We start from the raw sequence: 26033 nt of genomic DNA, 5'->3' as shown, positions 1-26033 counted from the left end.
CTATACCTGCCCGTAGCGGCCTGCGGCCTCGCCCAACCACCGCCGTACCAGCACGGCGGTTATTTGCGGCTCGCTTTGCAGCTCGCACGCTAACGCGGTGACGCGCTCTAAAAGGTCAGCATCGCGTTCCAGGTCGGCTATTTTCATCTGTGCCAGGCCCGTTTGTCGGGTGCCTAACACCTCGCCCGGGCCGCGGATTTCCAGATCTTTTTCAGCGATACGGAAACCATCAGTGGTCTCACGCATGACGCTTAGGCGCTGGTGAGAACTTTTGGAGAGCGGCGGGTGATAAAGCAGTACACAAAAGCTTTCCGTGCTCCCTCGGCCCACGCGACCACGCAATTGGTGAAGCTGAGAAAGCCCCAGGCGTTCCGGGTTTTCAATAATCATCAAGCTGGCATTCGGTACATCTACCCCCACTTCAATCACCGTGGTGGCGACCAACAGATCCAGTTCACCCTCTTTAAAAGCAGCCATCACGTCGGCCTTCTCGCTGGCCTTCATTCGCCCGTGGATCAAGCCAATGGCAAGCTCCGGTAACGCGTCGGTTAATTCCTGGCAGGTGACTTCCGCCGCCTGGCACTGCAGCACTTCGGACTCATCAATCAGCGTGCACACCCAATAGGCCTGGCGACCATCGCTGCAGGCACGGCGAATCCGCTCAACAACCTCCGGGCGGCGCTCGTCAGACACCACTACCGTTTTAACCGGCGTACGCCCCGGCGGTAGCTCGTCAATCACCGAGACATCCAGGTCCGCATAGGCGCTCATGGCCAGCGTGCGGGGAATAGGTGTCGCGGTCATGATCAGTTGGTGCGGCGTTAACCCACCCGCTTCGCCTTTTTCACGCAGAGCCAAGCGTTGGTGGACCCCAAAGCGGTGCTGCTCGTCGATGATGGCCAGCCCCAGGCACTGAAAATGAACGTCGTCCTGGAACAGCGCGTGGGTGCCGACCACCATACGTGCGCGACCATCGGCGATGGCTGCCTTGGCATCCAGGCGGGTTTTGCCCTTTAACTTGCCCGCAAGCCAGGCGACTTCAATACCCAGTGGCTCAAACCACGCCTTAAACGCCCGGTAGTGCTGCTCAGCAAGGATTTCGGTAGGTGCCATTATCGCCGCTTGGCAATTGCCTGCCAGGGCCGCTAGCGCTGCCATGGCGGCCACCACGGTTTTCCCCGACCCCACATCGCCTTGCACCAGGCGCAGCATGGGGGCAGGGCGGCTTAAATCCAGCGCAATCTCCTCAAGCACTCGCCTTTGGGCCCCCGTTAAGGCAAACGGCAACTGGGCTAAAAAGCGTGCCTGAAGGCTGCGCCCGGAAGACAGTTGAGGAGCGCCGTCGGCCTGAATACGCAGGCGCACTTCACGCAGACTTAGTTGATGCGCTAAAAGCTCTTCCACCGCCAGACGGCGCGTGGCGGCATGCTGGCCGCTGGAAAGCTTATCAATATCAACATCAGGCGGGGGTTGATGCAGCAAATGTAGGCAGGCGTGCAGCCCCGGCAGGTGAAAACGCTGACGCAGCACGTCAGGAATGACATCCGGCAGCGCTTCGGGCGCGCTATCCAGTACGCCAAGCGCCTGCTGCGTCAATGCGCGCAAGCGGGCTTGATTCAAGCCTTCGGTGGTGGGGTAGATGGGGGTGAAATACTCATCGACCGGCGTTTCGCCCGCTGCATTCAAGCGATATTCGGGATGGTAAATTTCAAGCCCGGTGGCCCCAGCCCGCGCTTCACCAAACGCACGTACCGAAACGCCCGGGCGCAACTGCTGCTGTTGGGCAGGCGAAAAGTGAAAAAAACGCAGGCTTAGAATACCGCTACCATCGCGCAGGCGTACCAATAGGCTTCTCCGCCGCCCTTTTACGACATCAGAGGCGGTCACTTCACCCTCTACCACCGCTTCCTGCCCGGCGCGTAGCAGGCCGATTGGCGTTAAGCGGGTGCGATCCTGATAGCGTAGCGGCAAGTGAAAAAGCAGATCGCTTACGTGTTCAATGCCCAACCGCGAAAGCTTGAGCGCCAACGCTTCACCGACGCCTTTAAGCGCAGTGACGGGGCCATTAAGATCGCTCATGAGCGCGCTTTACCCTTTTGGGCGGGCTGTTGGCACTGGCTGATGGCATCCACCAAGGCGTCGATCGCTTTAGGGCGCGGAAAGCTGGCTCGCCAGGCGATCGCTACCGTCCGTGAAGGGGCGGGATCCACAAAGGGCCGACTCTCAAGCATCGCGTTTTCATACTGATCGGTGCCCAACGCTGACTGCGGCAATACGGTAATGCCTAGCCGTGACGCCACCATATGCCGAATGGTTTCCAGCGAGCCTCCCTCGGCAATCAAGGTGTTATTCGGGTTGTTAAGCTTCTGGCTAATCGCCGGGCACGCCTCAAGAATCTGGTCTCTAAAGCAGTGGCCTTCACCCAACAGCAGCAAGCGCTCTTCCAGCAGCTCCTCTTTACGAATAGCCTCGCGCTCTACCCAGCGGTGATTTGCCGGTATCAAGACTTCAAACTGCTCTTCGTAAATAGGCTTGGTCACAATATCGGTGTCCGTGAACGGTAGTGCCACAATAATGACATCCAGCTCACCATTTTTTAACTTGGCACGTAACGTTCCGGTCATACCTTCTTCAATATACAGCGGCATTTGCGGCGCAATATCGGCAAGCGCAGGAATCAGGTGCGGAAACAAGTAGGGACCAATCGTGTAAATAGCCCCAATGCGTAGTGGATTGGATAGCTGATCCTTACCCGCGCTGGCCATTTCATAAATCAGCCGGCTTTGCTCCAGCACGCGCTGGGCCTGAGCAATGATCTTCTCGCCAAGGGGGGTTACTTGAATCGTGGATTTGGAGCGCTCAAACAGCGGTATATCAAGCTCCTCCTCCAGTTTTTTCACCGCCACAGAAAGCGTGGGCTGCGACACATGACAGCGTTCAGCCGCGCGACCAAAGTGGCGCTCTTGGGCAAGGGTTACGATGTAGCGAAGTTCTGTTAAAGTCATAACGGCGCCAGTGGGCATCCTCTCGTAGCAGCTCATGACGGATATCATGGCAGTCAGCGGGACGAAAAGGGACAGGAAATGCTGATGACGATGTCACATCTCGCAGCGAGTTTGTATCCAATAGGGAATATTTATCAAAAGGAGTGGACAAGGTGAAGCTAACGATACTGATTATCGGTTGTGGTGATCTCGGCATTACCTTAGGACGCCAGTTGATTGATGAGGGGCACCACGTCATTGGCGCACGTCGTAAAACAGCGGCTTTAGAAGACACCGGCATTGAACCTCTGGCGCTTGACCTTAATGATCTTGATGAGGCCAATGCATCTGCACTCCCCCAAGCGGACTACGTCATTTATAGCGTAAGCGCTGACCGCTTTGAAGAGAGCGCTTACCAAAGCGCCTATCCGGACGGTCTAAAGCGCGTACTGAGCGTGATGGAACAGCACAAAAAACCACCGCGTCGGGTCTTTTTTGTCTCCTCTACCAGCGTATATGGTCAGCAGGAAGGCGAGGAGGTGACCGAGGATAGCCCAACCGGCCCTACCAGCTTCTCTGGCATGCTGATGTATGAAGCGGAGCAACGGCTGCTTAACCATTCGCTACCCGGCACTGTGGTGCGTTTTTCAGGCATTTACGGGCCTGGCCGTGACCGCTTGATTCACCAGGTAGCAGAAGGCCGCATCGCTGCGGTTACGCCGGTTATCTACTCCAACCGCATTCACCGGGATGATTGTACCGGTATTCTGGCGCATTTAATTCGCAGCCAGGAAAGCGGTCAACCGCTGGCGGAACTTTACCTGGGTAGCGACTGCGAGCCGGTCACCATGCATAACGTGATGGCCTGGATAGGCAAGCAACTGAAGGTGGAATCAACCGATACCATGCAGTCGCCGCTGCGCCGCCGGGCCAGTAAGCGCTGTAATAACCAACGTATCCTTGGAACCGGCTATCAGTTTCGCTACCCAAGCTACCGTGAAGGCTACGCTCAGATACTCAAAGAGGGCGGCTTTTTAGAGACTCAGAAAGCCTGATTGAAAACTTCCGGGTAAAAAAGCGTTACTTCAGATAGCGAAGCAGTCGATAGCAGACGAGATAATCAATACGCAAACACCGACTGGGCGCTAAACGCTCAGCCGGTGTTTTTTATAGCGAAAACGTCATTAACGGTTTAGTCGCCGATGACCATTACGGCTTCGGCTTCTACCTGGCTGCCTTTAGGCAGCGCTTTAACACCCACCGCGGCGCGGGCAGGAAACGGTGTAGAGAAAAACTCTTCCATTACTTTGTTAACGATGGCGAAGTTATCCAGGTCGACCAGGTACAAATTCAGTTTCACCACATCGCCAAGCGAGCCTGCGGCTTCTTCGCAAACGGCTTTCAGGTTGGTAAATACCTGGCGCGCCTGTGCTTCGAAGTCCTCGGACACCAGCTCCATGGTCGCTGGGTCTAGCGGAATCTGACCAGAGAGATAGACCGTATTACCCGCTTTGATCGCCTGCGAGTAAGGGCCAATCGCGGCGGGGGCTTTGTCAGTATTAATAACGGCTTTATTGCTCATGCGGTGTTTCGCTCCTCAGTTATTCAGTACTCGTCGTTCTTCAGTACCAGTCATTATTAAGCGTTAATTATCCAACCAGCGTGTTTGTATAAAGTTTAAAAGGGGGTCTGTTTTTTTCAAAAATAGGTAATGACTGCAATAGCGGTACGTGGCCGGTGCCGGATGGCAATTCGGCCAGGCCGCTTTAATAGGTTTAGTTGGTCATACGGGTAATTTTTCCGACGTTCGGCAAATTACGAATGCGTTTGATAATACGTGCAAGGTGAACGCGGCCTTTGACCGACAGCGTGAGATTCACCGTAGAGAGGCGCGCATCACGCTCTTCAATGCCAATTCGCTCGATATTGGCATCAGCATCGGTCACCAGCCCTGCAAGCTCCGCGACGAGGCCTCGACGGCTTTCAATTTCAATCCGCAATGCGACCGGGAAGTCTTCATCAATCGCGTCAGACCACTCAAGCGTAAACAGCTTATCAGGATCGTTTTTATGCTCTATCAGGTTTCTGCACTCGGCGCGATGCACCACCAGTCCTTTACCCATAGAAAGATGGCCCAACACCGGGTCGCCAGGAAGCGGATGGCAACAGCGAGCAAAGTTAATCACCATGCCTTCGCTACCGCTTATCAGCACGGCTTTGCCACCATCAAAGGTACCTGAACGGGAATCGGGATGATCACCATGAGCGACGTCCATCAAGCGCCTGGCGACCACATGCGCCATACGGTTGCCCAGACCCAGCGACTCCAGAAGGCTATCCTGTGAGGCTATTTCCAGCTCTTTTAACGCTTGCTGAAGCACGCTGTCGTCAAGCTCTTCCAGGCTGGTTTCAAACGGCGCCAGCGCCTTGTTAAGGAGCCGCCGACCAAGCGTAATCGCTTCGGTTTGCTGCTGATGCTTCAGCGCGTGGCGAATAGCCGAGCGCGCCTTGGCCGTCGAGACAAAGCTAAGCCAGGCAAGGTTGGGGCGTGCGCCGGGCGCGGTGATAATTTCCAGCGTCTGGCCACTTTCCAAGCGTGTTGAAAGCGGTGCCAAATGGCGATCAATTCGGCAAGCAATACAGTTATTGCCGATATCGGTATGCACGCTATACGCAAAGTCGATCACCGTGGCGCCTTGGGGCAGCTCCATGATGTCGCCTTTTGGGGTAAACACGTAAATATCATCGGGGAACAGATCGTTTTTGACGTGTTCGATAAACTCCAATGAGTTCCCGGCGTGGCGCTGCATCTCCAATAGGCCTTTCACCCATGCCCGGGCGCGCGCATGGCTGCCTTCAGCAATCGGATGCGTGGTCTGCCCCGCTTTATAGAGCCAGTGAGCCGCAATACCGTTATTGGCCATGGCCTCCATTTCGCGGGTGCGGATCTGCACTTCAATCGGCATGCCGCGTGGCCCAAACAGCGTGGTGTGAAGACTCTGATAGCCGTTGGCCTTGGGGATGGCGATATAGTCTTTAAAGCGCCCAGGCACCGGCTTATATAGATTATGCACCACGCCCAGAATACGATAGCAGTTGGCGACATCCTCGGTAATGATCCGAAACCCGAATACATCCATGATTTCAGCAAACGGTTTACGCTGGTCGCGCATCTTTTTATAGATCGAGAGCAGGTGCTTTTGCCGCCCCATGACCGTGCCCTGCAACACCTCTTCATCCAGGCTTTGCTGCAGTGACGACTGGATTTCACGCATGGCGCTACGCCGATTCCCCCGGGCGCTGGCGACCGCTCGCTTGATACGCTCTGAACGCATGGGGTGGATGGCTTGAAACGAAAGATCTTCAAGCTCAATACGGATCGTATTGATGCCTAGCCGCCCGGCAATACGGGCATAAATTTCCAGCGTTTCTCGGGCAATACGGCGTTTTTTATCCGGTCTGAGCGCACCAAGCGTACGCATGTTATGCAGGCGGTCAGCTAGCTTGACGATAATGACGCGAATATCCCGCGACATCGCCAATACCATCTTCTGGAAGTTTTCCGCCTGAGCAACGGCTTTATCTTCAAAGGTGATCTGGGTCAGTTTGGAAACGCCATCGACAAGCTCCGCCACCGGATCGCCGAACTGGGCAGCCAACGCCTTTTTGGAAACACCGGTATCTTCAATGACATCATGCAGCATGGCGGCCATCAGGCTTTGATGGTCCATGTGCATATTGGCCAGAATATTGGCCACAGCAAGCGGATGGGTAACGTAGGGCTCACCCGAGCGCCGACGCTGGCCATCATGGGCCTGCTCGGCGTAATAAAAGGCGCGCTTGACCTGCTGGATCTCATCTGAGGGTAAATAGCCGCCGAGTCGATCGGCCAGGTCATCAATGGTGAACATTTACCGCGCCCCTGCTCGTTTCAGCCTTAGTCGTCGATTTGGGCGCTGGGCGCCATGGCGGGACGCACGCGAACAGGCGCTTCAACAGGTTCATCGAGTACGGTGTGGTCCACGAGGCCTGCCGCAATTTCACGCAATGCCATCACGGTAGGCTTATCGTTTTCCCAAGCCAGCTGGGCATCACGCGAGCCACGTGCCAATTGGCGGGCGCGCTGGGTGGAAATCATCACCAGCTTGAAGCGGTTTTCGACATTTTCCAGACAATCTTCAACGGTTACGCGAGCCATGGGGCCTTCCTGTAATGACGACGCTGGGCCGATGTTGTTGGATAACGCCACCGGCCCAGCGAAAAAGAATAGTGATAGAACCTGATAGATTACTCGACGCTGGGCGCCTGTGACAAGAGCGCATCCAGTAGTGGCGCATGGCGCTCGCTAACCTTGGTAAGCGTTAAGCGGCGACTGATCACCAGCGACTGCAGTTCCCGAAACGCCGTGGTGAAGTCATCGTTAATGACCAGGTAGTCGTACTCATTAAAGTGTGACATCTCGCTAACCGCATCACGCATGCGCCGTGCAATCACTGCATGTTCATCCGTACCGCGATTCGCCAAGCGGTGTTCCAGTTCGCCAAGCGATGGCGGCAGAATAAAGATGGATACCGCCTCAGGCATTTGTTTGCGTACCTGCTGCGCGCCCTGCCAGTCGATTTCCAGAATAACATCCTGGCCCGCTTTCAACAGTGTTTGGACCGCCTCGCGCGACGTACCATAGTAATTATCGAAGACTTTGGCATACTCAAAAAAGTCGCCACGCTTAATCATCGCTTCAAAGTCAGCCACCGTGGTGAAATGGTAATTAACGCTATCCACCTCACCGTCACGCTTAACGCGGGTAGTATGCGATACCGAGACCTGAATGCCATCAAGGCTTTCAATCAACTCGCGAACCAGACTGGTTTTGCCTGCACCCGACGGGGCGGAAACAATAAAAAGCGTACCTTGGGACATACAGCGCTTCCCTTGTTAGCGAAAAAACGGTTAGTAAAAATAGTTAGTGGAAACAGCTAGTGAAAACAGTTAGTGGAAACAGCTAGCAAAAAGATCGTTAGCGGAGCAAGCAAAGCAACACGCTTATTTAAGGTGCGCAGTATCGCACACCCTCTGCGCGGACTGTAGAGTTTGCGTAAGTACCCAAGGAGGTTGGATGCGCAGCACGCTGGTTATATTGGCTCTTATTGCACTTGGCGTGGCCGTGCAAAAAGGCATTATTGACATTCCTCGCCACTGGGCACCGTGGGCTCCTCTTCATATCGATGATCCAATAACGCCCGTTACTCAGCTAAAAATCAAACGCTTAAGCAACAATAGAGACGCCTGTTTAGCCGCGCTGAATACCGTGCCAGACAGCGAGCTGAGCTATACCCCCCTTGCCGATTACTCCCCCACCGCAAACTGTCCACTGACCAATATTGTACGTATGCAGGCCAGCAGCGTGCGCTTTAACCAAAGCTTTGTGGCTTCCTGCCCGCTAGCGCTTGCCTGGGTGATGTACGAGCGTCACGAACTGCAGCCGGCGGCGCAAGCAATCATGGGAAGCCGCGTGGCTCAGGTCAATCACGTGGGCAGCTTTGCCTGCCGCAATATTTACCATCGTGAGAACGACCGGCGCAGTGAGCATGCCACGGCGGAAGCACTGGATGTTATCGGGTTTCAGTTTGAGAACGGCCAACGTATAACGCTGATCAACCACTGGGATGATGAAGGGGAAACAGGAGAGTTCTTGCGAGCAGCGCGGGATGGCGCTTGCCGTACATTTGGCAACGTATTGGGGCCTGATTACAATGCCGCGCATGCCGATCACTTTCACATGGGCATGCGCGGTTTCCGATTATGCCGTTAAAACCCCGTGCTTTAAGAACATCATCCTTTAAGAGAAACAGGCCCTTAAGAAAAATAAGCGATGACGAACGAGCAGTGGGCTTTCACGCTTAATCGCGGTCTAGATTGATATCGTCTTCATCGGTCAGGGCGCCCGTTGCGGCACCAACGCCTGCGCCTAGCGCGGCACCGCCCGTGACACTGCCACCCGTGGCAGCGGCAGCGCCCGCACCCACAGCGGCACCTACCCCAGCGCCACTCGCGGAGCGTTCACCCGTTGTCGTACCGCAGCCAGCTAAACCAATTGTTAGTGCGGCAATAGCGCTCAACGTTAAAACACGCGATGTCTTGATCAATTGAGTATGCATAGTCACCTCCTTATGGGTTGCACCCTTATACCCTAGGAATGAATGGCTATTTATGCCACTTTTATAACCCCACAGCCACGCTGTCGGTGCGTTTCTCAAGCCAGCGCCCCCACGCAAAAATCGCTAGCCCGCATAGCGCCAGGCCCGTGCCCACCAGCCCCGTACTCGACCAGTTCAAACCCGCACTAATTGCCAACCCGGCAAGCCAGGCACCTAATGCATTAGCGCCATTAAACGCAGCATGGTTAAGCGAGGCCGCCATGGTTTGAGCATCCCCGGCCACATCCATTAAGCGGGTTTGTAACGAAGGGGCAAGGGCCATACAGGTACCCACAAGCCCAACGCACAGAAGCCCTGTCCATACGTTATTGGCAGCAAAGTAATAAAGCCCTTGAATCAAGGCACACCAAACCAGAATTTTTGGAATGGCCCTCATCAGGTTCTTATCCGCCATGCGACCACCGACCAGATTGCCAATAATCGACCCCACACCGAAAATCACCAGTACCAGCGGCCCCAAAGCCTCGCTCATGCCCGCCTGTTGCGTCAGGGTGGGCATCACATAACTAAAAATCGAGAACATACCGCCACAGCCGATACAGGCAATGGCAATGGTCACCAGAACGCGAGACTTGGCCAGTGCCGACAGCTCACGCAGCGGGCTTGCGAGTGCATCAAACGGCTGCACCGGCACCCACCCGCGAATTAATAGCGCGGTCATTAACGCTATAACGCCTACCCCGGAAAACGCGATTTGCCAGCCAAACTGGTTACCCGCCCAGGTACCCAGCGGCGCGCCGATTAAAATGGCCGTGGTTAAGCCCAGCATGACACGGGAAATGGCCCGGGCACGTTGATCAACCGGCACCGCCCCCGCGGCGACTAATGCCGCAACGCCGAAGTAGGCGCCATGCGGCAAACCTGCCACAAAGCGCAGCCCCACGAACGACCAGAACCCTGGTGCCATGGCACTGGCAATATTGCCGATGGCAAACACCAGCATCAACGCAATTAATAACCCCCGCTTGGGCACGCGCGCGGCCAATGCGGAAATCAACGGAGCCCCGACCACAACGCCTAACGCGTAGCTGCTGATCGCGTAGCCAACTTGCGGCACGCTAACCGCCAGGTCGCTCGCGACACGGTTCATCAGGCCCATTATGACGAATTCACTGGTGCCAATACCAAACCCACCTAGCGCCAAGGCGAATTCGGCCAAACGCGGGTTACGCGCCAGCCCTTGGGGCGACTCTTGCATTTTTTCTCCTCAGACGCGCCAAACGCCTGCTTAACAAACGGCCGTATAGTGGGGCGATGATCGCAGGATTAGACGAAAGTATAAATATGTTCAATGAAATATTAGCAGGCGAGTGTTTCACTTTAACAGACTACGCTTTGAAGCAGGCCTGCGTTAAAAGGCTTAATCCACAAAGCACCTTTAACACTCTGCATCCGTAAGGCGTATATGACCCCTGACACCATTGAACAGGCCCTAAAAACGCTCGCCAGGGCCGACACGGATATCGCCCGCGCCCTTCCATTGGTAGGGGCGCCCTCGCCACGTGTGCGTGATAAAGGCTTTGCGACGTTCTTCTCCACCATCGTCAGCCAGCAGCTTTCCACGGAAGCAGCTCGTGCGATTATGAGTCGCGTGAATATCCTGCTGCCGGAGCTTCACGCCCAAGCCGTCCTCGACACACAAGGCCAGGCACTGCGTGATGCCGGGCTCTCGTGGCGCAAAATCGAGTACGCCAAGGGGCTTGCCGAAGCAGAGCTTGCCGGCACCTTCAGTGCCGATGGGCTTGAGCATCTAAACGATGAAGACGTGATTGCCACGATTACTCAACTGCGCGGTTTTGGGCGCTGGAGTGCGGAAATCTACCTGATGTTCTCACTCAAACGCCCCGACATCTTCCCCGCCGACGACCTCGCCCTACGCGTGGCATTAGGCCGCTTAAAAGGTTTAGACGACAAACCCACGCCCAAGCAGGCACGAAAGCTTACGGAACACTGGGCGCCCTGGCGCAGCGTGGGGTCGCTATTTCTGTGGCACTACTATCGCGGCGAGCCGGTTTAAGAATAAAGCATTTAGGCGTTCAGTCCGCCAAATTTACCGGCCTGATAATCCTCGACCGCCTGCACAATTTCTTCCCGAGTATTCATCACAAACGGCCCGTGCGAGTAAACCGGCTCATCGATGACATCGCCATGACCAAACAGCAGCTGAGCGTCGCTTGCGGCTTCAATCACAATGCTTTCGCCCTCCCGGTCCAGTTCAACCAGTTGGTGGGGGTTGGTGGATTCACCACTCACCGTCACGTCGCCACTCACCACATACAGGAACACCTGCCGCCCAGCGGCAACGGGCAACTGCTCGCGCGAACCGACAGACAGCTTAAGCGTCGACATAAACACATTGGTTAACGTCTCGATAGGGCCGCTCGTATCGCCCCACTCCCCGGCGATCAGGTTCATTTCGCCACCACCTGGTAGCGCAACTGCCGGAATTGAATCCTGTTGCAGCCCCACATAGCGCGGTTCGCTCGTTTTCAGGCGCGCAGGCAAGTTGATCCACAGCTGCAAAATTTCCAGCGGACCACCGTCACGCAAAAACTCAGCGGGCGAGATTTCCGCATGCACAATACCGCTGCCCGCCGTCATCCACTGCACGCCGCCTTTACGAATCACGCTCTGGTGCTTGGCGCTATCGGCATGAGCAAGCGAGCCTTCCAGAATAAACGTTACCGTTTCAAAGCCACGATGCGGGTGCGGGCCAAACGGCAAGCCTTGATTATTGGCCGGGTAAATCTGCGGGCCGTGATGATTCAAAAACAGAAAAGGATCCAGTTGATCAAGACCCGGCCCAGGCAGCGGCCGCCGAGTGACCAGATCACCAATATCATCGCGGTGTGCCGGGTGCTGGGCGGTAACGCGGCGAACTGAGTTAACGGATGAGTCCGACATAAAATACTCCTTAACAAATTACCTTTAGCTTAAAACCTAAGCTAAAGAATGAGGAGCGAATAGTTTTCTTTGGATTGTTCAAGGAAATTGATGGGTGCTTATCTACATATCGGCTTACGCTTATATTTTCACAGGTAAAATTGCTATTGTTGAGGCCGGCCTAGTTGCCATCTTTTATTACGCCTGAGGTTAAGCCTATGACTGAGCAGAACCCAGCGGCCTTTAGCGACCTTATTAGCGCAATTACCCAGCAGATAGAACAAGCACGCGGACAGGTGCGCCAAGCCGTCAACACAGCCATGGTGCAAAGCTACTGGGAAATAGGCCGCTTGATTATCGAGCATGAGCAGCAAGGCAACAGCCGTGCGGAATACGGTAAGCAACAGTTACAGCAGCTTTCGAAACAACTAACCGAACGGCTGGGTAAGGGCTTTGATGTGCGCAACCTACGTAATATGCGCCAGTTTTATCAAAACTATCCAAAACGGAACGCAGTGCGTACCGAATTGAGCTGGACCCACTACCGCACCCTGTTACGGGTGGAAAATGCTCAAGCCCGCGACTGGTATTTGCAAGAGACCATCAACCAAAGCTGGAGCGCGAGAGCTTTAGAGCGCCAGATTAGCGCCCTCTACTACGAGCGCCTGCTAGCCAGTCAGAATAAGGCGCTGGTATAACAGGAAGCAAAAGACAACACCCAGCCGCTGGCGGAAACCGCCAAGGACTACCTGCGCGACCCTTACATTCTGGACTTCCTTAACCTGCAGGATAAAACCTACCAGGAAAGCCAGTTGGAACAGGCCATTATCAGTAACCTTCAGCAGTTTCTGCTGGAACTAGGCAAAGGCTTTGCCTTTGTGGAGCGCCAGCAGCGCATCCGCTTTGACGACGAAGATTTCTACATCGACTTGGTATTCTATAACTTCAAGCTGAAGTGCTTTTTACTGGTAGACCTGAAGCTCGGCAAGCTAAAGCATCAGGATATCGGCCAGATGGATACCTACGTGCGCCTATATGATGAACAGCGCAAAGGCAGCGATGACAACCCCACCATCGGCTTGGTGCTATGCAGTGAGAAAAGCGAAGCCGTGGTGAAGTATTCAGTACTCGCTGACCAGAAGCAGCTGTTTGCGGCAAAGTATCTGCCGTACCTTCCCTCCGAGGAGGAGCTCAAACGTGAGCTGGAACGCGAACGAGCGCGCGCCATTGAACAGCTTCAGTAACAGACATCGAGAACGAGTGAATTAGTAGTAAAAGTACTTTTCCGATGCCAGAGAGCAGTTGCCTTCTCACGCCACTTCAAGTCAGTCTAGATAAAGCCGACCAACCAGCTCGGTGCGATTGGTAACGTCGAATTTACGATACAGGTGATCGAGATGGGTCTTGACCGTAGAGGGGGCGATACCAAGCTCACGCGCCATGGCCTTGTTGCTGAGCCCTTGGCGCAACAGCGGCAGCAGCTGCTCTTCGCGCTCGGTTAACGCCACTCGCGCATGCTCGGGCAGCGCCGGAGCGGGTTCAAAGGCGCTGGTCGAAACAGCCAGCTGGAGCATTTCCTGAAGTGATTGCAGCGTATCAAACTCCTGCGGGGTAAATCGTCCGTAGTGTGACTTTCGCAGCAGTGACATGCCTATGGCTGGGCGGCTCTGGATATAAAACAGCACTTCGGTCACGTCCACAACGTCGTGCTGACTCAGAAACGTCTGATAGCCCTCGTTGTGTTGTTTCGATTGCAGCGCCTGGGCATCACGCAGGGAAACCACCCCACCGCCGATACGCTGGCAGTAACCGGGTTGAAGCGGGTCGAGGTGACGGTAGCGACGCAGGTAGCTGTCGTGCATCTGGGTAGGGTCGCCGTGAAGCTGGAAGTCAAACGCGCTTAAGCGATCATTGATGCGATAGAACGCCGCCAGCGAGGCGGGCACGGCCCGGGTGAAGGCATTCAGACAGTGGGCACCCAGTTCCTGAGGAGTGTGCATGGCAGGCCGACTCCATGTTGGTCGATGTCTTCAACATAACGAGTCGGCCGCGTGCGGGCAACGAGAATCTGCTGCCCGTCACCCCGTCGCGCCTCAGTTGAGGGCCGTCACGCTCTCCGGCAGCAGGGCGCCACCATCAACGATAATGGTCTGCCCGGTAATGTATTTGGCCAGATCGGAGCCGAGAAACAGCATAGCGTTGGCGATATCTTCCGGTGCGCCCAAGTGACCTAGCGGAATACCGCGCTCAAGGCTCTGGCTGTGCTCGTCATCGCCGAGGTTATCCATCGCTGGCGTGCGGATCATGCCCGGCTCGACGCCGTTGATGCGAATGTTGGAGCCGCCCATTTCAAGCGCCGTGTTGCGGATGAAGCCGTTGACCGCCGCTTTAGAGGCGGCGTAATGGGTCAGGCCCGGATAGGCGACCCGATTGCCGGTAACCGACGACGTACACAGAATCACGCCCTGGCCCTTTTGCTTGAAATGCGGTAGCAGCGCCTGAGTCATCCAGAAAAGCGAATGCACGTTAACGGCAAACGTACGCTCGACCTTCTCCCGGGTGAGTTCTTCCAAGGGTGTCAGCGGGAAGTAACCTGCGTTGTGCACTAGCACATCGACCGGATCGCTGCCCTCTATCATGGCGCGGGTGGCGGCCTCGTCGGAAAGATCCACACCGTGAGCCTGAACCTGAAGCCCCTCTGCCGTCAGCTTTTCGGCCACGCGTTTGGCCTGCTCTTCGTTGATATCGGCTAGCGTGACGCGGGCTCCGGCTTGGGCAAAGCGGGTCACGATGGCTTCACCGATGCCCTGGGCACCGCCGGTGACCAGCACATGCCGGCCGCTGTAATCGATGCTGATACTCATGGACTATAACTCCAGTCATGAAAGGAAATACGGCCGGGTGGGACAGCGGCCCGGCCGTACGGCACAAGGGTCAGGCGGTCGGCGAGAGCGCCTCGAAGGCCAGCGTTGGTATGTCGACGATATGCGAGCCGCCGTCGGCCATGATCATGGCGCCGGTAATGATGGCGGAAGCCGGGCTGACCAGAAAGGCGCAGATCTCGGCGATCTCCTCGGCACAAGCCGCTCGCCGCAGCGGGACATCCCGTGTCACCCGGGCGTAGGCATCATCGAGCGACTCGTTATAGTGTGCCATCAGCGGCTGCATTTCCTCATCGGCCATCGGCGTTCGAATCCAACCCGGACAGACGCAGTTAACCCGAACGCCTTTGGGGCCGTAATCGCGGGCCAGCGAGCGGGTCAGACCCACGAGTGCGTGCTTGGCCGTGGTGTATCCACATACATCTCTGCCAGCCTGAAACGAGGCCAACGACCCCAGCAGCACCATGGTGCCCTCGCTCTCGATCAGGTGCGGCAGACACGCCCGGGCACTATAGAAGGCGGTGTCCAGATTGAGGCGCATCGCCCACTGCCAGTCCTCGTCGGACATGTCGGTGGCCGCGCCCAAGTCATGACCTCCAGCACTGCAGATCAGGCTATTAATCCGACCAAAGGTCTTGAGGATGCGCTCGCAAAATCCTTTCCATTCCGAGGCGCTGGCAGCATCACCAGAGAGTACCATTGCGCCGATCTCTTCGGCCAGCGCCTCAAGCGGCTCACGCCGGCGGCCGATCAGCACGACATTGTTACCAAGCGTGGCCTGCTGGCGCGCGCAAGCCTCTCCCACGCCGGTGCCGGCACCGGTAATGACGACAGTACGGGTCTCAGAGGTCATCAGGATACTCCGCACTTGCTAGGCGCTGGCAGTAAGACGCTACCGGGAAGTTAGCCAGCGGTGCATCTTCAGTATCACCCACACCGATAATCTTGCCATCGCTGCGATGGTTCTGCTCATCGATCATGACGATGCCGAGCGTCGGAACGATCTTTTCACGCCAGATGAACAGATAGAGTTCGTCTGCAATCTTGTAGTAATGACAAGCATCTGTATCACACAAGCTTTGTTCGACTCCTGCTAGGCAATTCCAAGTGTAGAATTTCTCATTCAGATAAATATGTTCATACACCTCGGTCGGACTGTAGCGGTAGAGGTTGCGCACACCGATCAGCTCATCCGTCGTGGCGTGGGTAGGGGCGCCGTCGGTAAAGGACTTGTTCAGTGTGCCGTGGCTGACCTCGACCTTTACATCGGTCAGGGCACGGCCGCTCAGGGCGCGCTCATACATTCCGGTCTTGATAACGTCAAACGTGGGCAGGGTGCCGATGACCTGAGTGTAGCTGTCGGTCAGCGTATCCAGCACGACGGTGTATGAGGTCGCCGGACGGGTGTTTTCATCCAGCCAGTCGAGCAGATAGATGCCCTTGCGCACAGAGGTCATGCGCACCCTGACGGCCTGGCCTTTATCGATTCGAAGCTGGTCATGCTTGATCTCGATACGGCGAATATTTCCGTCGGCGTCGTACAGTTCAATGTGTTTGCCGCTTAAATCGACCGTGTGGTCCAGCGCATATGAGTCCGGCTGAAAGCCCTTTTCAAGGCCAGCTACCGAGATCCAGTCGATGTGGGAAGGTGTCGTTGTCATATTATTATCTCCTTGAGTCTACACGAGAGTCATGTTCACCAATGGCGGTGAACGTTTTTATCGTCGGTGCATAGCCGTTGGCAGAAAATCCCCCAAATGGGGGAGATCAAGAACATCGTGAAGAAGGAGGCAGGCAGAGGAAAATGTCTGGCAGCACCGAACAAGAATGAAGACCGGTTAAGGAGCAGATTGAGTGTCAGGCTACTCGCACCAGCCACACAACAATTAAACCGGCAGGAGATGACTCATTATGCTCGACACTTCAAAGACGGGATCAGTACCCCAAACAAGTACTTCTACGCGACGGCAGATCGGCTTCAAGACCATGATTGCGATCTGTGTGGGCTGCGTAGTGGTTCAAGGCTCTATGGCATCCGCACTTATGGGATTTGGTCTCGGAGGCCTGAGTTTTCTAGCCGCCATGCTCGTTGCGGCGCTGTTTGCCGTCTGCAATGCCATGACTTTTTCGGAATTGTCACTGATGTACCCACAGGCAGGCACGCTTGCAACCTACACCCAGAAGGCCATTGGGCATTTTCCTGCCATTGTCTCGGTGTTTGCAGGCTACGTGGTAGTGGCCATATTCGCGATACCTGCCGAGCTTTTGCTCGTGGATGCCCTGCTTCAGACCCTGTTCCCGACCCTGCTTCCGTCGCATCTGATTCCGATATTACTGGTGGCAATACTGGCCATGCTCAATATTCTGGGTACGGATGTCTTCGCTAAGCTTCAGAATGTATTCACCTTTGCCATGGTCATCGCCATTTTTATCGTCGGCGCTGTTGCGCTACTTCAGCCGCCATCACCTGATATTGCCAGCGCCGCGGCAGGTATTAACTGGGGCGGCGAAGGCATTACTAACGGCAGTTTCATGGGCCTGGTTGCGCTTGCCATGTGGTTGTTCATCGGCAGTGAGTTCATTTGTCCGCTGATCAATGACATTCGTCAGCCGGAAAAACGAATCCCGCGGGCTATGTTTCTGTCGCTTGGCATCATCTTCGTGCTATTTACGATGTTCTGCCTCGGTGCGGGACATTACCTCTCCGTTGAAACCCTGACCACCTCGCCTCTACCCTATGTCAACCTCGTCGACGGCGTCTTTGGACAGGCCGGGTTGATCATTGCCACCGTAATGGGGCTGACTGCCACCTGCAGCACGGTCAATACGGTGCTGGCCGCCGTACCACGTATGCTCTCGGGGATGGCCGATAACGGCCAGGCATTCAGCATCATGGGCAAAATGCATCCGCGCTATAATACCCCTTGGGTTAGCATCCTATTTTTGGCGCTGAGCGTGATTATTCCCTTTTTGCTGATCACGCCTGATCAGATCATTATGCTGCTAATCGGTGCTGCGACCAGCTGGATTTTAGCCTACATCGTCGCGCACATTGATGTGCTCGTGCTACGCCGTCGTCGGCCGGCGCATCGTCGCCCTTATCGCACACCGTTCTACCCACTGCCGCAGATTATTGGTATCGCTGGCATGGCCTATGTGGCCGCCAACGCCTCCCCCTCACCCGACATGACCGTCATGATCTATACGCTACTGGGCGTAGTACTGGGCGTCGTCAGCTTGATCGCGATCATCTGGGTCAAGTTCAAGATGAAAAAGGGCCTATTCGAGCCGGATCTTAGCGAATAAGGCACACATCGCTCATGGCAAAACGCAGGGCGCTCCAGAAAGGGGCGCCCTACCTAGTTCAGGCGGCATCAATCACAATGTCAGCACCCTTTTCTGCCACCGCAATGGTCGGGGCATTAGTATTCCCCCCGGGCAGGGTGGGGAAAACGGAGCAGTCGATGACGCGCAGTCCTTCTACTCCATGAACCTTTAGTTCAAGACCAACCACCGAATGCTCGGCATCAGGGCCCATCCGGCAGGTGCCCACCGGGTGATAGGTCGTTTTACAGTATTGGCGGACGAAGGTCTCAAGCGCCTGCTGGTTGTCCTCCATGCTCTGCGCCATCAGATGGCGCGCCTCAGGCGGCGAAAAAACCTCATCGATCACGCTTGAAAGCGCCGGCGTATCAAGTAACGCCATTCCGGCGCGCAGCGAACGCACCTGATGTTCAAGATCCTCAGGTGCGTCAAGGAAGTTGGCGTTGATGGCCATGCGCTGCTCTTTGCCTGAACCAATCAGGCGTACCGTACCGCGCGAGACCGGCCGCAGGTGGCCAACCTTGAGCGTAATACCATGCGTCCGCCCTCGACCGATGCCGTTGGGATCGTCCCAAGTGTCGAGCACCGGCATAAAGTGAATCTGAGTGTCTGGGCGGCCTTCATTGGCAGTATCCAGAAAGGCGCCGCCCTCCAGCACGTTGGAGGTCATGAGGCCGCGACGATGCAGTAGCCATTCGACCCCGTGGCGCAACGCCTTCAAGCCAACATCTTCACCGTACAGGGAGGTCGGGTCCTTGAGCGTGGCGTTGATTGATAAGTGCAGATGGTCCTGCAGGTTGTCGCCTACCGGCAAGTCACGGAGGCACTCAATGCCCTGCTCGCTCAGGTGATCGCGAGGACCGATGCCGGAGGCCATCAAAATCTTCGGACTGCCGATTGCGCCAGCGCTAAGGATGACTTCGCGTCGTGCATGAAGGGTCATTTCGCCTTTTTTGGAATGATGGGCCTTGACGCCGATGGCCCTGCCCTTTTCGATGATCACTCTCTCGACATCGGTATCAGATAAAATGGTCAGGCGCGAATCGTGGCGCACCTCGCTCAGATAGGCCTTCGAGGTACTGTAGCGTTCGCCATTGAAAGTGGTGGTCTGGTAGTAGCCCACTCCCTCGCGGGTATTGTCGTTGAAGTCATTGACGTAGGGCAGCCCGAACTCCTGTCCGGCGCGCACGAACGCTTGCGATAACGGATGGCGATAGCGGTTTTCGCTCACTCTCAACGGTCCATCATTGCCGTGCAGGGGCCCGGCCAGCGACTCGTTGCCCTCACTTCGAATGAAGTATGCCAGCAGATCGTCATAGCCCCAGCCGGTGCAGCCGTGGTCGTTTGCCCAGCCATCATAGTCGGTACGATGCCCGCGAATATAGATCATGCCATTGACCGAGCTGCTGCCGCCGATCAGTCGCCCTTGGGCGATGGACATGGCGCGGTTATTAGTCGCGCCGTGCGGGGTGGTCATGTAGGGCCAAGTCCGGGTCGGAATCACCTTGCCGACCGCGGCAGGCATACGAATAAGAAGGCTTGCGTCCGACCCACCAGCCTCAATGAGCAGCACAGAAACATCCAGCGCCTGAATCAAGCGATGCGCGATAACGCAGCCAGCCGAGCCAGCGCCGACGATGATGTAGTCGTAGTGGTGGTGTCGCATTTTGTCTCCTTGACGAACGAGAGCGCCCGTGGCGCATCAAGGAAAGCGTAAGAGCCGGATTAGGTCATCAATTGACTACATGTGCCAGGTTGTTGACTGTGCCTGCCTCATAGAATTTATTCTTTTTATATCAGCAATTTAAATAAAAATACTTTAGTAGAATACCGTTGCTTATGGGCGCAGCGAGGCATTAATTATGTGGTTCCATTCGCTGCCACACCAATGCGATCAACCAGCGCTAACGCTTCTTGACGGTAGGCATCTGAGTAACGGGTATCCGTTTTTTCTTCATTGATGCTGTCAACCTTGCCATGGTTCATTTCATCGTAGCGTATTACGTTTTTTTAGGTCTCTACTTATCGCCCCGGTTATAAGGGAGGAGATTGCCTAATCAATATTAGCCAGGAGCCTCATCAAGTTTATGATGTTAGTTTCGGGGAAAATCCCCGCTGTGCATGCTAAAAGAGCGGCATAATATAGAGTGTCTTATTGGGTGAGTAGTACCACTCTAAGGGTAAGATCAATTAATAGAACCTACGTTATGCAGTTACTCGATTATAGGTTGCAATACAAGAAGCAACTCTTTTCACAAGGTGAAACCAGAAGTTGCAGAACTAGCCCCTCTGAGTAGAAAGTAAGATTCTAAAAATTCCATACTTTTCTTTTCAGCAGGCTTATCATGACTACCCAGCCTAATATTCTATTTATCATGGCCGACCAGCTGCGTGCCGATTATCTGGCCTGCAATGGGCACCCCCATATCCGCACACCTAATATTGATGCACTGGCCGCTAAAGGCGTCAATTTTGCTAACGCTTATTGTCAGGCGCCGGTATGTGGGCCGTCCAGAATGTCGTTTTATACGGGGCGATACGCGGCAAGTCATGGTGCAAGCTATAACAATGTGCCGCTACGCGTTGATGAACGTACGCTAGGTGACTACCTTCGCCCGCAAGGGTACCGAACGGCCCTCGTTGGTAAAACACATATGCGGCGAGATGTTGAAGGCATGGCGCGCCTGGGGCTTGATCCCGACTCCTCACTCGGGGTGTTGATTAGTGAGTGCGGTTTCGAGCCCTTCGAACGCGATGATGGCTTGCATCCGGATCAATCCGCTAATCCAGATCTTCGCTACAATCAGTACCTGCGTAGTAAAGGCTACAATAGCCAAAACCCATGGCACGACTATGCCAATTCTGCAGAGGATGAGAGTGGTGATCCGCTAAGTGGTTGGTATATGCGTAATAGCCATCTCCCTGCGCGAGTAAGAGAAGAGGATTCCGAGACCGCTTATACCACCAATCGCGCCATGGATTTCATCCAGGAAGCCAGCGGTACTCCCTGGTGTCTGCATTTGAGCTATATCAAGCCGCATTGGCCCTACATGGCGCCTGCGCCCTACCACAATATGTATGGCAAAGAGGACATCGTGCCTGCCATTCGTTCTGACAAGGAGCGACGTGATACTCATCCAGTGCTCAATGCTTTTATGCAGCATTCTGAGTCGATCGAATTTTCCAAGGAGGAAGTGCGCGAGCGCGTTATTCCTACCTATATGGGCATGATCACTCAATTAGATGACCATATCGGCCGCCTGGTAGGATTTCTCGAAGAGCGCGGCGAGCTGGAGAATACCGTGATCGTTCTTACTTCCGATCACGGTGATTATCTGGGCGATCACTGGCTGGGCGAGAAGGAGTTGTTCCACGAACCCAGTGCCAAAATCCCGATGATCATATTCGATCCACGCTCTCAGGCCGAGGCCACTCGCGGAACCCGTTTCGATAATCTGGTAGAAGCGATCGATCTGGTGCCTACGTTTATAGACGTTGCAGGCGGCAACAGCCAAATGCTGGATTACCGCCTCGAAGGGCGCTCACTACAGCCGTTAGTTCATAATGAAAAGCCCTCACAGTGGAGAAACTATGCGTTTAGCGAGTCCGACTATGCATGGCGGCCAGCACGCCAAGCGCTTAATTTGTCCGTTGAACAGGCCAAGGCCTATATGATCACTGACGGGCATTGGAAATACATCCACTATGAGCATCAGCGCCCACAGCTTTTTGATTTGAAGACGGACCCAGGCGAGCTCAACGATCTTGTTCCAGGCAATAACCATGCGGATGTATGTAGCAAGTTGGAAAAGGCGCTCGCGGAGTGGTGTTTTTCACGCAAACTAAGGGTGACGATGAGTAACCAACTGATTGAGGCCAACACCGGCATGGCGCACAAGCGTGGCTATTTATTCGGCGTTTGGTGAGCCATTGATACTGGTGGCAATGAGCGATAACTCCACTTGAGACCGCTAAAAAACGATACCCGGCGGTCAAGTGCAAAACAGGAAAGCAGCCACAGTTATACATTATGTGATCGAGTGCAGATGCTTATAAAGAGCACTCTGCTCTCGATTAGTGCTTAATTAATAAATGTATAATACTTTAATTCCGAAAAATTTATATATTATTTAATGTTTTGGCTCGTTAAATTATAAGCCCGTAAAACACCCCAGCATTAAATCTAAAATAGCTTTAACTATTACCGTATTGCTATTGACCAACTATTTATACACACTCCGAGGCTGCCTCGCATGGCATTTAAACCATCACATGGTCTACCCTTTTTAACCTGGAGCCGTACTCTAAATCGAAAAACCCTTTATGCCGATTTAATGGCGGGTCTCACGGGAGCCATTCTGGTTCTTCCTCAAGGCGTCGCCTACGCATTTATTGCAGGTCTTCCTCCGGAGTTCGGCCTCTACTCGGCGATTATTGCGGCGACTGTAGCAGCCCTTTTCGGCAGCTCCTGGCATATGATTTCCGGGCCTACTGCTGCGATTTCCATCGTGTTGGCGAGCGTCGTAGGGAGTTTAGGCGCATTAACGAGCGCTGAATATCTTGCGATAGCTTTAACCGTTACGCTTTTGGTCGGCATCATTCAGTTGGCCATGGGGATGTTACGTCTAGGTAGCCTGGTCAGCTTCATTTCTCATACCGTCATCATTGGATTTACCGCTGGCGCGGCCATTCTCATTGCTATCAGCCAACTTCCTAACCTGCTTGGTATTACCCTTACCGATGGAGCGGCAGGGCTACTGAATTTGGCGGCGATAGTCCGAACACTGCCTGATATCAATACGTTTGCCTTGGCAGTTGGCGCCGTATCACTGGTCGTATCGCTAGTGGCACGACGCCTTCACCGCCGCTCGCCCCATCTTCTGCTAGGGCTTGTCGCCGGAAGCCTGGCCTGCTGGTTAATGGACGGAGCCGCCCATGGCGTTGCCATGGTAGGGGCGCTTCCCGGAACCCTGCCGCCGTTTTCGCTACCTCAGCTATCACTGGATAACCTGTATACGCTGACTTCCGGCGCCTTTGCTATTGCGCTTTTAGGCTTAATCGAGGCCGTTGCCATCGCGCGTGCTATCGCTTTACGCTCACGTCAGACCATCGATGGTAATCAGGAGTTTATTGGTCAGGGGCTGTCCAATATCGTAGGCAGTTTCTTTTCCTGTTATGCCAGCTCAGGCTCTTTCACTCGTTCCGGAGCCAATTACGATGCCGGTGCCCGTACGCCGATGGCCGCGATTTTTGCCGCTGGCTTGCTGGCCTTGATTCTCTTGTTTGCGCCAAGCATTACTGTCTATCTACCGTTACCCGCCATGGCAGGTGGCATCATGTTGATTGCCTGGAATCTAATCGACTTTCATCATATCGGTCAGTTAATTCGCCACAATCGCCAGGAAACGATCATACTGATAGTAACGATATCCGCCACGCTATTCGTAGCATTGGAGTTCGCCATTTATGCCGGGGTACTGCTTTCCCTCGCGCTTTATCTAAAGCGTACTTCAAGGCCAACAGTGATGGAGGTGGCGCCGCTTCAGGATCACCCTCGGCACCATATTCGCAATGTACATCGCTACGCTCTGGAACAGTGCCCTCAACTGAAAATACTGCGTATCGATGGGTCTCTCTTTTTCGGCGCGACTGACCACGTTCAGCAACGTTTGCGTGTATTTAGCTCGTCACCCGGCGTGAAGGTATTGATCATTGCAAAGGGAGTCAATTTTATTGATACCGCGGGTATTGAAATGCTGCTTCAGGAAGCACGCAGATTGCGCGATCAAGGCGGCGATTTAATGATCAGCTCACTTAAAGGCACCGTTCTCGATGAGCTGGATCGGCGAGGTGATTTAATACGTTTTGAAGAAATAAATTTGTTTGAAACCCCCAAAGGCGCAATCGAGGCGACTGTTAAATTGCTCTCTCCTGACATTTGCTATACTTGTGATAAAAGAATTTTTGCAGAATGCGGCCCAAATTATAAAGAGAGCAATCTCATTGCGCGGCAGGTTTAAATACTCCTGACCTTATATGGCCGCTCCTTTAAAGACCCGCGACAGCGTGGAGCCAGTAGGCACTCAACGTGATATCTGGCCACGCAAGATGCCCACTCCAGCACCGCTAGACGTTTATATCTAAACGTGATCGAAAGCGGGTCAGTGCGACCTCCGATCCAACTGATTTTACACTGTGAAATATGAGCTTGCCTTTCTAGCTATTTAAGCCCTATCTTGTCGTTTATTAACATAGTCATAATATTTTATATGCAATAAATACAAAAACTTAAAAGGAAGTGTCATGCCAGTCTCCGCTAACATACGTGCTTTGATACCCATAGCTATTACCGTACTCATGTATATGATAGGAACACTCCTGGTTGTTGAATCGCTCTATACGGCTAGATTCGGTGTGCTTGATGATGCGCTTGTACGTGTTGGCAGCTTCACGCTAGGTGCACTCTTTTTACTCGTGAGCTCTCTCCGCCAAAGCAGTACTGTATGGCATCGCTGGGTAGATATTGCACTTATCGTATTAATTGTTGTTGCGGCTTGGCGTTACTCCATTATTTCGGGTTATCTCGAGACAGGGCTTTATCTTCTTCAACCGCTGGACCTCTGGTGCGGCTTGGCAGGTGTGCTGGCTTTACTGGAACTCACTCGGCGGGTTATCGGCCTGCCTTTGGTGCTGGTTGCTTTATGTGCCACCACTTACGCTTATTTTGGCGACCTGCTTCCTGGGATCTTTAGCCATGCAGGCGTCTCCTACAGTGAGCTGATTCAAACATTTTGGTATAGCTTTGACGGCGTTTTTGGTCAGCCGCTAGCCGTGGTTGCCAGCACTATTTTAATTTTTATCATTTTTGGGGCCGTGCTTGAGTCTTTGGGTATAGGTCAGGTTCTCCTCAATCTGTCCCTCCGTACACTGGGAAGATTTCGGGGTGGGGCTGCTTATGCTGCCGTCATGGCAAGTGGCCTATTCGGAACGGTTTCAGGCAGCGTTGTCGCCAATGTCGTAGGCACTGGTGTAGTCACCATGCCCATGATCAAAAAAAGTGGTTTCAGTGCCAGGTTCGCAGGAGCGGTAGAAGCGGCTGCCTCTAGTGGTGGTCAAATCATGCCACCCATTATGGGGGCCCTCGCATTCATAATGGCTGATATGACCGGCATTCCTTATCTACAAATTTGCTTGGCCGCATTGATTCCTGCTCTGCTCTTTTATGCGAGCTTATTTTTAAGCGTTGGTGCCGAAGCTCGCCGAGTTGGCATTACGGCGCCGGACCGTCGAACGCTACCCACCCTTAGCCGGCAAGACTGGCTATTACTTTCGGCTTTTGTACTCCCGCTCATACTCATCGTTGTACTAATGATGCAGGGGCGCTCTCCTGCTACAGCGGGGCTTTGGGCTACTTTAGCCGCGTTGGTATTAGGGCTAATATTTAATCCGCAAGCACGCACCTTTAAAGTGCTTAAGGAAATTGTGAGTGGAAGTGCAAGTTCTGGCAGCACCATTCTTATTGCCGTGGGCGCTGTAGGCATCATTATTGCTGTAATGAACCTTACAGGCCTTGGCCTACGCTTCGCTTCCTCTATTCAAGCGGTGGCCGATGGATCTCTCATTCTATCGCTCGTACTAATGGCACTGGCATGTCTGGTATTAGGAATGGGAATGCCCACAGTTCCAGCGTACTTGATCATCATTCTGATCATGGGCCCGGCTGTTGAAGCATTAGGGATACC

24 protein-coding genes are annotated in these 26033 nt (G+C 54.3%); 9 read left to right on the top strand and 15 right to left on the bottom strand.

The features are described 5' to 3' along the window. Positions 1–2079: an ATP-dependent DNA helicase RecG gene (recG, locus tag ACT3TJ_RS03195; RefSeq protein WP_193057295.1), complete on the bottom strand. Its 2079-nt coding sequence runs from the start codon at positions 2077–2079 to the stop codon at positions 1–3. Next, positions 2076–3005, bottom strand: a complete 930-nt coding sequence (locus tag ACT3TJ_RS03190; RefSeq protein ID WP_172116789.1) for a hydrogen peroxide-inducible genes activator — start codon at positions 3003–3005, stop codon at positions 2076–2078. Before ACT3TJ_RS03190 ends, recG begins: the two co-directional genes overlap by 4 nt. A 152-nt stretch (positions 3006–3157) precedes the next feature. On the opposite strand from ACT3TJ_RS03190, the gene ACT3TJ_RS03185 reads away from it, so the two are divergent. Beyond that, positions 3158–4039 (top strand): SDR family oxidoreductase, encoded by an 882-nt coding sequence (locus ACT3TJ_RS03185; protein WP_193057296.1) that lies wholly within the window; start codon positions 3158–3160, stop codon positions 4037–4039. Between the two features lie 137 nt (positions 4040–4176). Here ACT3TJ_RS03185 and ACT3TJ_RS03180 read toward each other — a convergent pair whose 3' ends face one another. From ACT3TJ_RS03180 to gmk, 4 genes are all read right to left on the bottom strand, one after another. Continuing rightward, positions 4177–4566: a RidA family protein gene (locus ACT3TJ_RS03180; protein ID WP_087110278.1), complete on the bottom strand. Its 390-nt coding sequence runs from the start codon at positions 4564–4566 to the stop codon at positions 4177–4179. A gap of 193 nt (positions 4567–4759) precedes the next feature. Beyond that, entirely contained in the window at positions 4760–6895 is a 2136-nt protein-coding gene (locus tag ACT3TJ_RS03175) for a RelA/SpoT family protein (protein ID WP_172116787.1), read from the bottom strand. A gap of 26 nt (positions 6896–6921) precedes the next feature. Beyond that, positions 6922–7182 carry a DNA-directed RNA polymerase subunit omega gene (rpoZ, locus tag ACT3TJ_RS03170; RefSeq protein WP_087110274.1) on the bottom strand — a complete coding sequence of 87 codons (261 nt, stop codon included), beginning with the start codon at positions 7180–7182 and terminating at the stop codon, positions 6922–6924. Between the two features lie 89 nt (positions 7183–7271). Beyond that, on the bottom strand, positions 7272–7904 hold the full coding sequence (gmk, locus tag ACT3TJ_RS03165; protein ID WP_172116786.1) for a guanylate kinase: 633 nt from the start codon (positions 7902–7904) through the stop codon (positions 7272–7274). A 196-nt stretch (positions 7905–8100) separates the two neighbouring features. Here gmk and ACT3TJ_RS03160 point away from each other — a divergent pair, with 196 nt between their 5' ends. Next, positions 8101–8796, top strand: a complete 696-nt coding sequence (locus ACT3TJ_RS03160; RefSeq protein WP_193057297.1) for an extensin-like domain-containing protein — start codon at positions 8101–8103, stop codon at positions 8794–8796. Between the two features lie 88 nt (positions 8797–8884). On the opposite strand, the gene ACT3TJ_RS03155 is transcribed toward ACT3TJ_RS03160, so the two are convergent. Next, positions 8885–9142 (bottom strand): hypothetical protein, encoded by a 258-nt coding sequence (locus ACT3TJ_RS03155; protein ID WP_193057298.1) that lies wholly within the window; start codon positions 9140–9142, stop codon positions 8885–8887. Between the two features lie 61 nt (positions 9143–9203). After that, on the bottom strand, positions 9204–10400 hold the full coding sequence (locus tag ACT3TJ_RS03150; protein ID WP_193057299.1) for an MFS transporter: 1197 nt from the start codon (positions 10398–10400) through the stop codon (positions 9204–9206). A 207-nt stretch (positions 10401–10607) separates the two neighbouring features. Here ACT3TJ_RS03150 and ACT3TJ_RS03145 point away from each other — a divergent pair, with 207 nt between their 5' ends. Continuing rightward, entirely contained in the window at positions 10608–11219 is a 612-nt protein-coding gene (locus ACT3TJ_RS03145; RefSeq protein ID WP_193057300.1) for a DNA-3-methyladenine glycosylase family protein, read from the top strand. An 11-nt stretch (positions 11220–11230) separates the two neighbouring features. On the opposite strand, the gene ACT3TJ_RS03140 is transcribed toward ACT3TJ_RS03145, so the two are convergent. Beyond that, positions 11231–12106 carry a pirin family protein gene (locus tag ACT3TJ_RS03140; RefSeq protein WP_193057301.1) on the bottom strand — a complete coding sequence of 292 codons (876 nt, stop codon included), beginning with the start codon at positions 12104–12106 and terminating at the stop codon, positions 11231–11233. Between the two features lie 197 nt (positions 12107–12303). Between ACT3TJ_RS03140 and ACT3TJ_RS03135 the strand changes: the two genes are divergently transcribed. Continuing rightward, positions 12304–12783, top strand: a complete 480-nt coding sequence (locus ACT3TJ_RS03135) for a DUF1016 N-terminal domain-containing protein (protein ID WP_444665445.1) — start codon at positions 12304–12306, stop codon at positions 12781–12783. A gap of 27 nt (positions 12784–12810) precedes the next feature. Next, positions 12811–13329, top strand: a complete 519-nt coding sequence (locus ACT3TJ_RS03130; protein ID WP_444665475.1) for a PDDEXK nuclease domain-containing protein — start codon at positions 12811–12813, stop codon at positions 13327–13329. An 81-nt stretch (positions 13330–13410) separates the two neighbouring features. Here ACT3TJ_RS03130 and ACT3TJ_RS03125 read toward each other — a convergent pair whose 3' ends face one another. The 4 genes from ACT3TJ_RS03125 to ACT3TJ_RS03110 form a co-directional block, all read right to left on the bottom strand. After that, positions 13411–14085, bottom strand: coding sequence for a helix-turn-helix transcriptional regulator (locus ACT3TJ_RS03125; RefSeq protein ID WP_193057303.1), 675 nt, complete (start codon positions 14083–14085; stop codon positions 13411–13413). A gap of 93 nt (positions 14086–14178) precedes the next feature. After that, positions 14179–14949: an SDR family oxidoreductase gene (locus tag ACT3TJ_RS03120; protein ID WP_193057304.1), complete on the bottom strand. Its 771-nt coding sequence runs from the start codon at positions 14947–14949 to the stop codon at positions 14179–14181. A gap of 70 nt (positions 14950–15019) precedes the next feature. Beyond that, positions 15020–15820 (bottom strand): SDR family NAD(P)-dependent oxidoreductase, encoded by an 801-nt coding sequence (locus ACT3TJ_RS03115; RefSeq protein ID WP_193057305.1) that lies wholly within the window; start codon positions 15818–15820, stop codon positions 15020–15022. Continuing rightward, positions 15810–16628 (bottom strand): MoaF C-terminal domain-containing protein, encoded by an 819-nt coding sequence (locus ACT3TJ_RS03110; RefSeq protein ID WP_193057306.1) that lies wholly within the window; start codon positions 16626–16628, stop codon positions 15810–15812. Before ACT3TJ_RS03110 ends, ACT3TJ_RS03115 begins: the two co-directional genes overlap by 11 nt. 250 nt (positions 16629–16878) lie before the next feature. Between ACT3TJ_RS03110 and ACT3TJ_RS03105 the strand changes: the two genes are divergently transcribed. Beyond that, positions 16879–18273 carry an APC family permease gene (locus ACT3TJ_RS03105; protein ID WP_193057307.1) on the top strand — a complete coding sequence of 465 codons (1395 nt, stop codon included), beginning with the start codon at positions 16879–16881 and terminating at the stop codon, positions 18271–18273. Between the two features lie 58 nt (positions 18274–18331). On the opposite strand, the gene ACT3TJ_RS03100 is transcribed toward ACT3TJ_RS03105, so the two are convergent. Beyond that, positions 18332–19957, bottom strand: a complete 1626-nt coding sequence (locus ACT3TJ_RS03100; protein ID WP_193057308.1) for a GMC family oxidoreductase — start codon at positions 19955–19957, stop codon at positions 18332–18334. 194 nt (positions 19958–20151) lie between these two features. Further along, the gene (locus ACT3TJ_RS03095) at positions 20152–20277 is read right to left on the bottom strand and encodes a hypothetical protein (protein WP_264299236.1); all 126 of its coding nucleotides are present in this window, start codon (positions 20275–20277) and stop codon (positions 20152–20154) included. 359 nt (positions 20278–20636) lie between these two features. On the opposite strand from ACT3TJ_RS03095, the gene ACT3TJ_RS03090 reads away from it, so the two are divergent. The 3 genes from ACT3TJ_RS03090 to ACT3TJ_RS03080 all read left to right on the top strand — a co-directional run. Beyond that, the gene (locus tag ACT3TJ_RS03090; RefSeq protein WP_193057309.1) at positions 20637–22217 is read left to right on the top strand and encodes a sulfatase-like hydrolase/transferase; all 1581 of its coding nucleotides are present in this window, start codon (positions 20637–20639) and stop codon (positions 22215–22217) included. Between the two features lie 327 nt (positions 22218–22544). Beyond that, on the top strand, positions 22545–24311 hold the full coding sequence (locus tag ACT3TJ_RS03085) for a SulP family inorganic anion transporter (protein WP_193057310.1): 1767 nt from the start codon (positions 22545–22547) through the stop codon (positions 24309–24311). A 283-nt stretch (positions 24312–24594) separates the two neighbouring features. Further along, the coding region (locus ACT3TJ_RS03080; RefSeq protein WP_444665444.1) for a TRAP transporter permease at positions 24595–26033 on the top strand (1439 nt) is incomplete at its 3' end.

The organism is Halomonas sp. AOP30-A1-24 (genome assembly GCF_052378165.1).
Taxonomy (GTDB): Bacteria; Pseudomonadota; Gammaproteobacteria; order Pseudomonadales; family Halomonadaceae; genus Vreelandella; species Vreelandella citrativorans.
Note: the sequence above shows the minus strand (reverse complement) of the source record. Positions and strands in the feature narration are given on the sequence as shown.

Excerpts from the sequence above, each read along its gene's own strand:
- ACT3TJ_RS03115 (WP_193057305.1), bottom strand. The coding sequence starts at position 15,820 with ATGACCTCTGAGACCCGTACTGTCGTCATTACCGGTGCCGGCACCGGC.
- ACT3TJ_RS03175 (WP_172116787.1), bottom strand. The coding sequence starts at position 6,895 with ATGTTCACCATTGATGACCTGGCCGATCGACTCGGCGGCTATTTACCC.
- ACT3TJ_RS03160 (WP_193057297.1), top strand. The coding sequence starts at position 8,101 with ATGCGCAGCACGCTGGTTATATTGGCTCTTATTGCACTTGGCGTGGCC.
- ACT3TJ_RS03095 (WP_264299236.1), bottom strand. The coding sequence starts at position 20,277 with ATGAACCATGGCAAGGTTGACAGCATCAATGAAGAAAAAACGGATACC.
- recG (WP_193057295.1), bottom strand. The coding sequence starts at position 2,079 with ATGAGCGATCTTAATGGCCCCGTCACTGCGCTTAAAGGCGTCGGTGAA.
- ACT3TJ_RS03180 (WP_087110278.1), bottom strand. The coding sequence starts at position 4,566 with ATGAGCAATAAAGCCGTTATTAATACTGACAAAGCCCCCGCCGCGATT.
- ACT3TJ_RS03135 (WP_444665445.1), top strand. The coding sequence starts at position 12,304 with ATGACTGAGCAGAACCCAGCGGCCTTTAGCGACCTTATTAGCGCAATT.
- ACT3TJ_RS03190 (WP_172116789.1), bottom strand. The coding sequence starts at position 3,005 with ATGACTTTAACAGAACTTCGCTACATCGTAACCCTTGCCCAAGAGCGC.
- ACT3TJ_RS03105 (WP_193057307.1), top strand. The coding sequence starts at position 16,879 with ATGCTCGACACTTCAAAGACGGGATCAGTACCCCAAACAAGTACTTCT.
- ACT3TJ_RS03100 (WP_193057308.1), bottom strand. The coding sequence starts at position 19,957 with ATGCGACACCACCACTACGACTACATCATCGTCGGCGCTGGCTCGGCT.
- ACT3TJ_RS03120 (WP_193057304.1), bottom strand. The coding sequence starts at position 14,949 with ATGAGTATCAGCATCGATTACAGCGGCCGGCATGTGCTGGTCACCGGC.
- ACT3TJ_RS03125 (WP_193057303.1), bottom strand. The coding sequence starts at position 14,085 with ATGCACACTCCTCAGGAACTGGGTGCCCACTGTCTGAATGCCTTCACC.
- ACT3TJ_RS03145 (WP_193057300.1), top strand. The coding sequence starts at position 10,608 with ATGACCCCTGACACCATTGAACAGGCCCTAAAAACGCTCGCCAGGGCC.
- ACT3TJ_RS03150 (WP_193057299.1), bottom strand. The coding sequence starts at position 10,400 with ATGCAAGAGTCGCCCCAAGGGCTGGCGCGTAACCCGCGTTTGGCCGAA.
- ACT3TJ_RS03090 (WP_193057309.1), top strand. The coding sequence starts at position 20,637 with ATGACTACCCAGCCTAATATTCTATTTATCATGGCCGACCAGCTGCGT.
- ACT3TJ_RS03140 (WP_193057301.1), bottom strand. The coding sequence starts at position 12,106 with ATGTCGGACTCATCCGTTAACTCAGTTCGCCGCGTTACCGCCCAGCAC.
- ACT3TJ_RS03085 (WP_193057310.1), top strand. The coding sequence starts at position 22,545 with ATGGCATTTAAACCATCACATGGTCTACCCTTTTTAACCTGGAGCCGT.
- rpoZ (WP_087110274.1), bottom strand. The coding sequence starts at position 7,182 with ATGGCTCGCGTAACCGTTGAAGATTGTCTGGAAAATGTCGAAAACCGC.
- gmk (WP_172116786.1), bottom strand. The coding sequence starts at position 7,904 with ATGTCCCAAGGTACGCTTTTTATTGTTTCCGCCCCGTCGGGTGCAGGC.
- ACT3TJ_RS03110 (WP_193057306.1), bottom strand. The coding sequence starts at position 16,628 with ATGACAACGACACCTTCCCACATCGACTGGATCTCGGTAGCTGGCCTT.
- ACT3TJ_RS03155 (WP_193057298.1), bottom strand. The coding sequence starts at position 9,142 with ATGCATACTCAATTGATCAAGACATCGCGTGTTTTAACGTTGAGCGCT.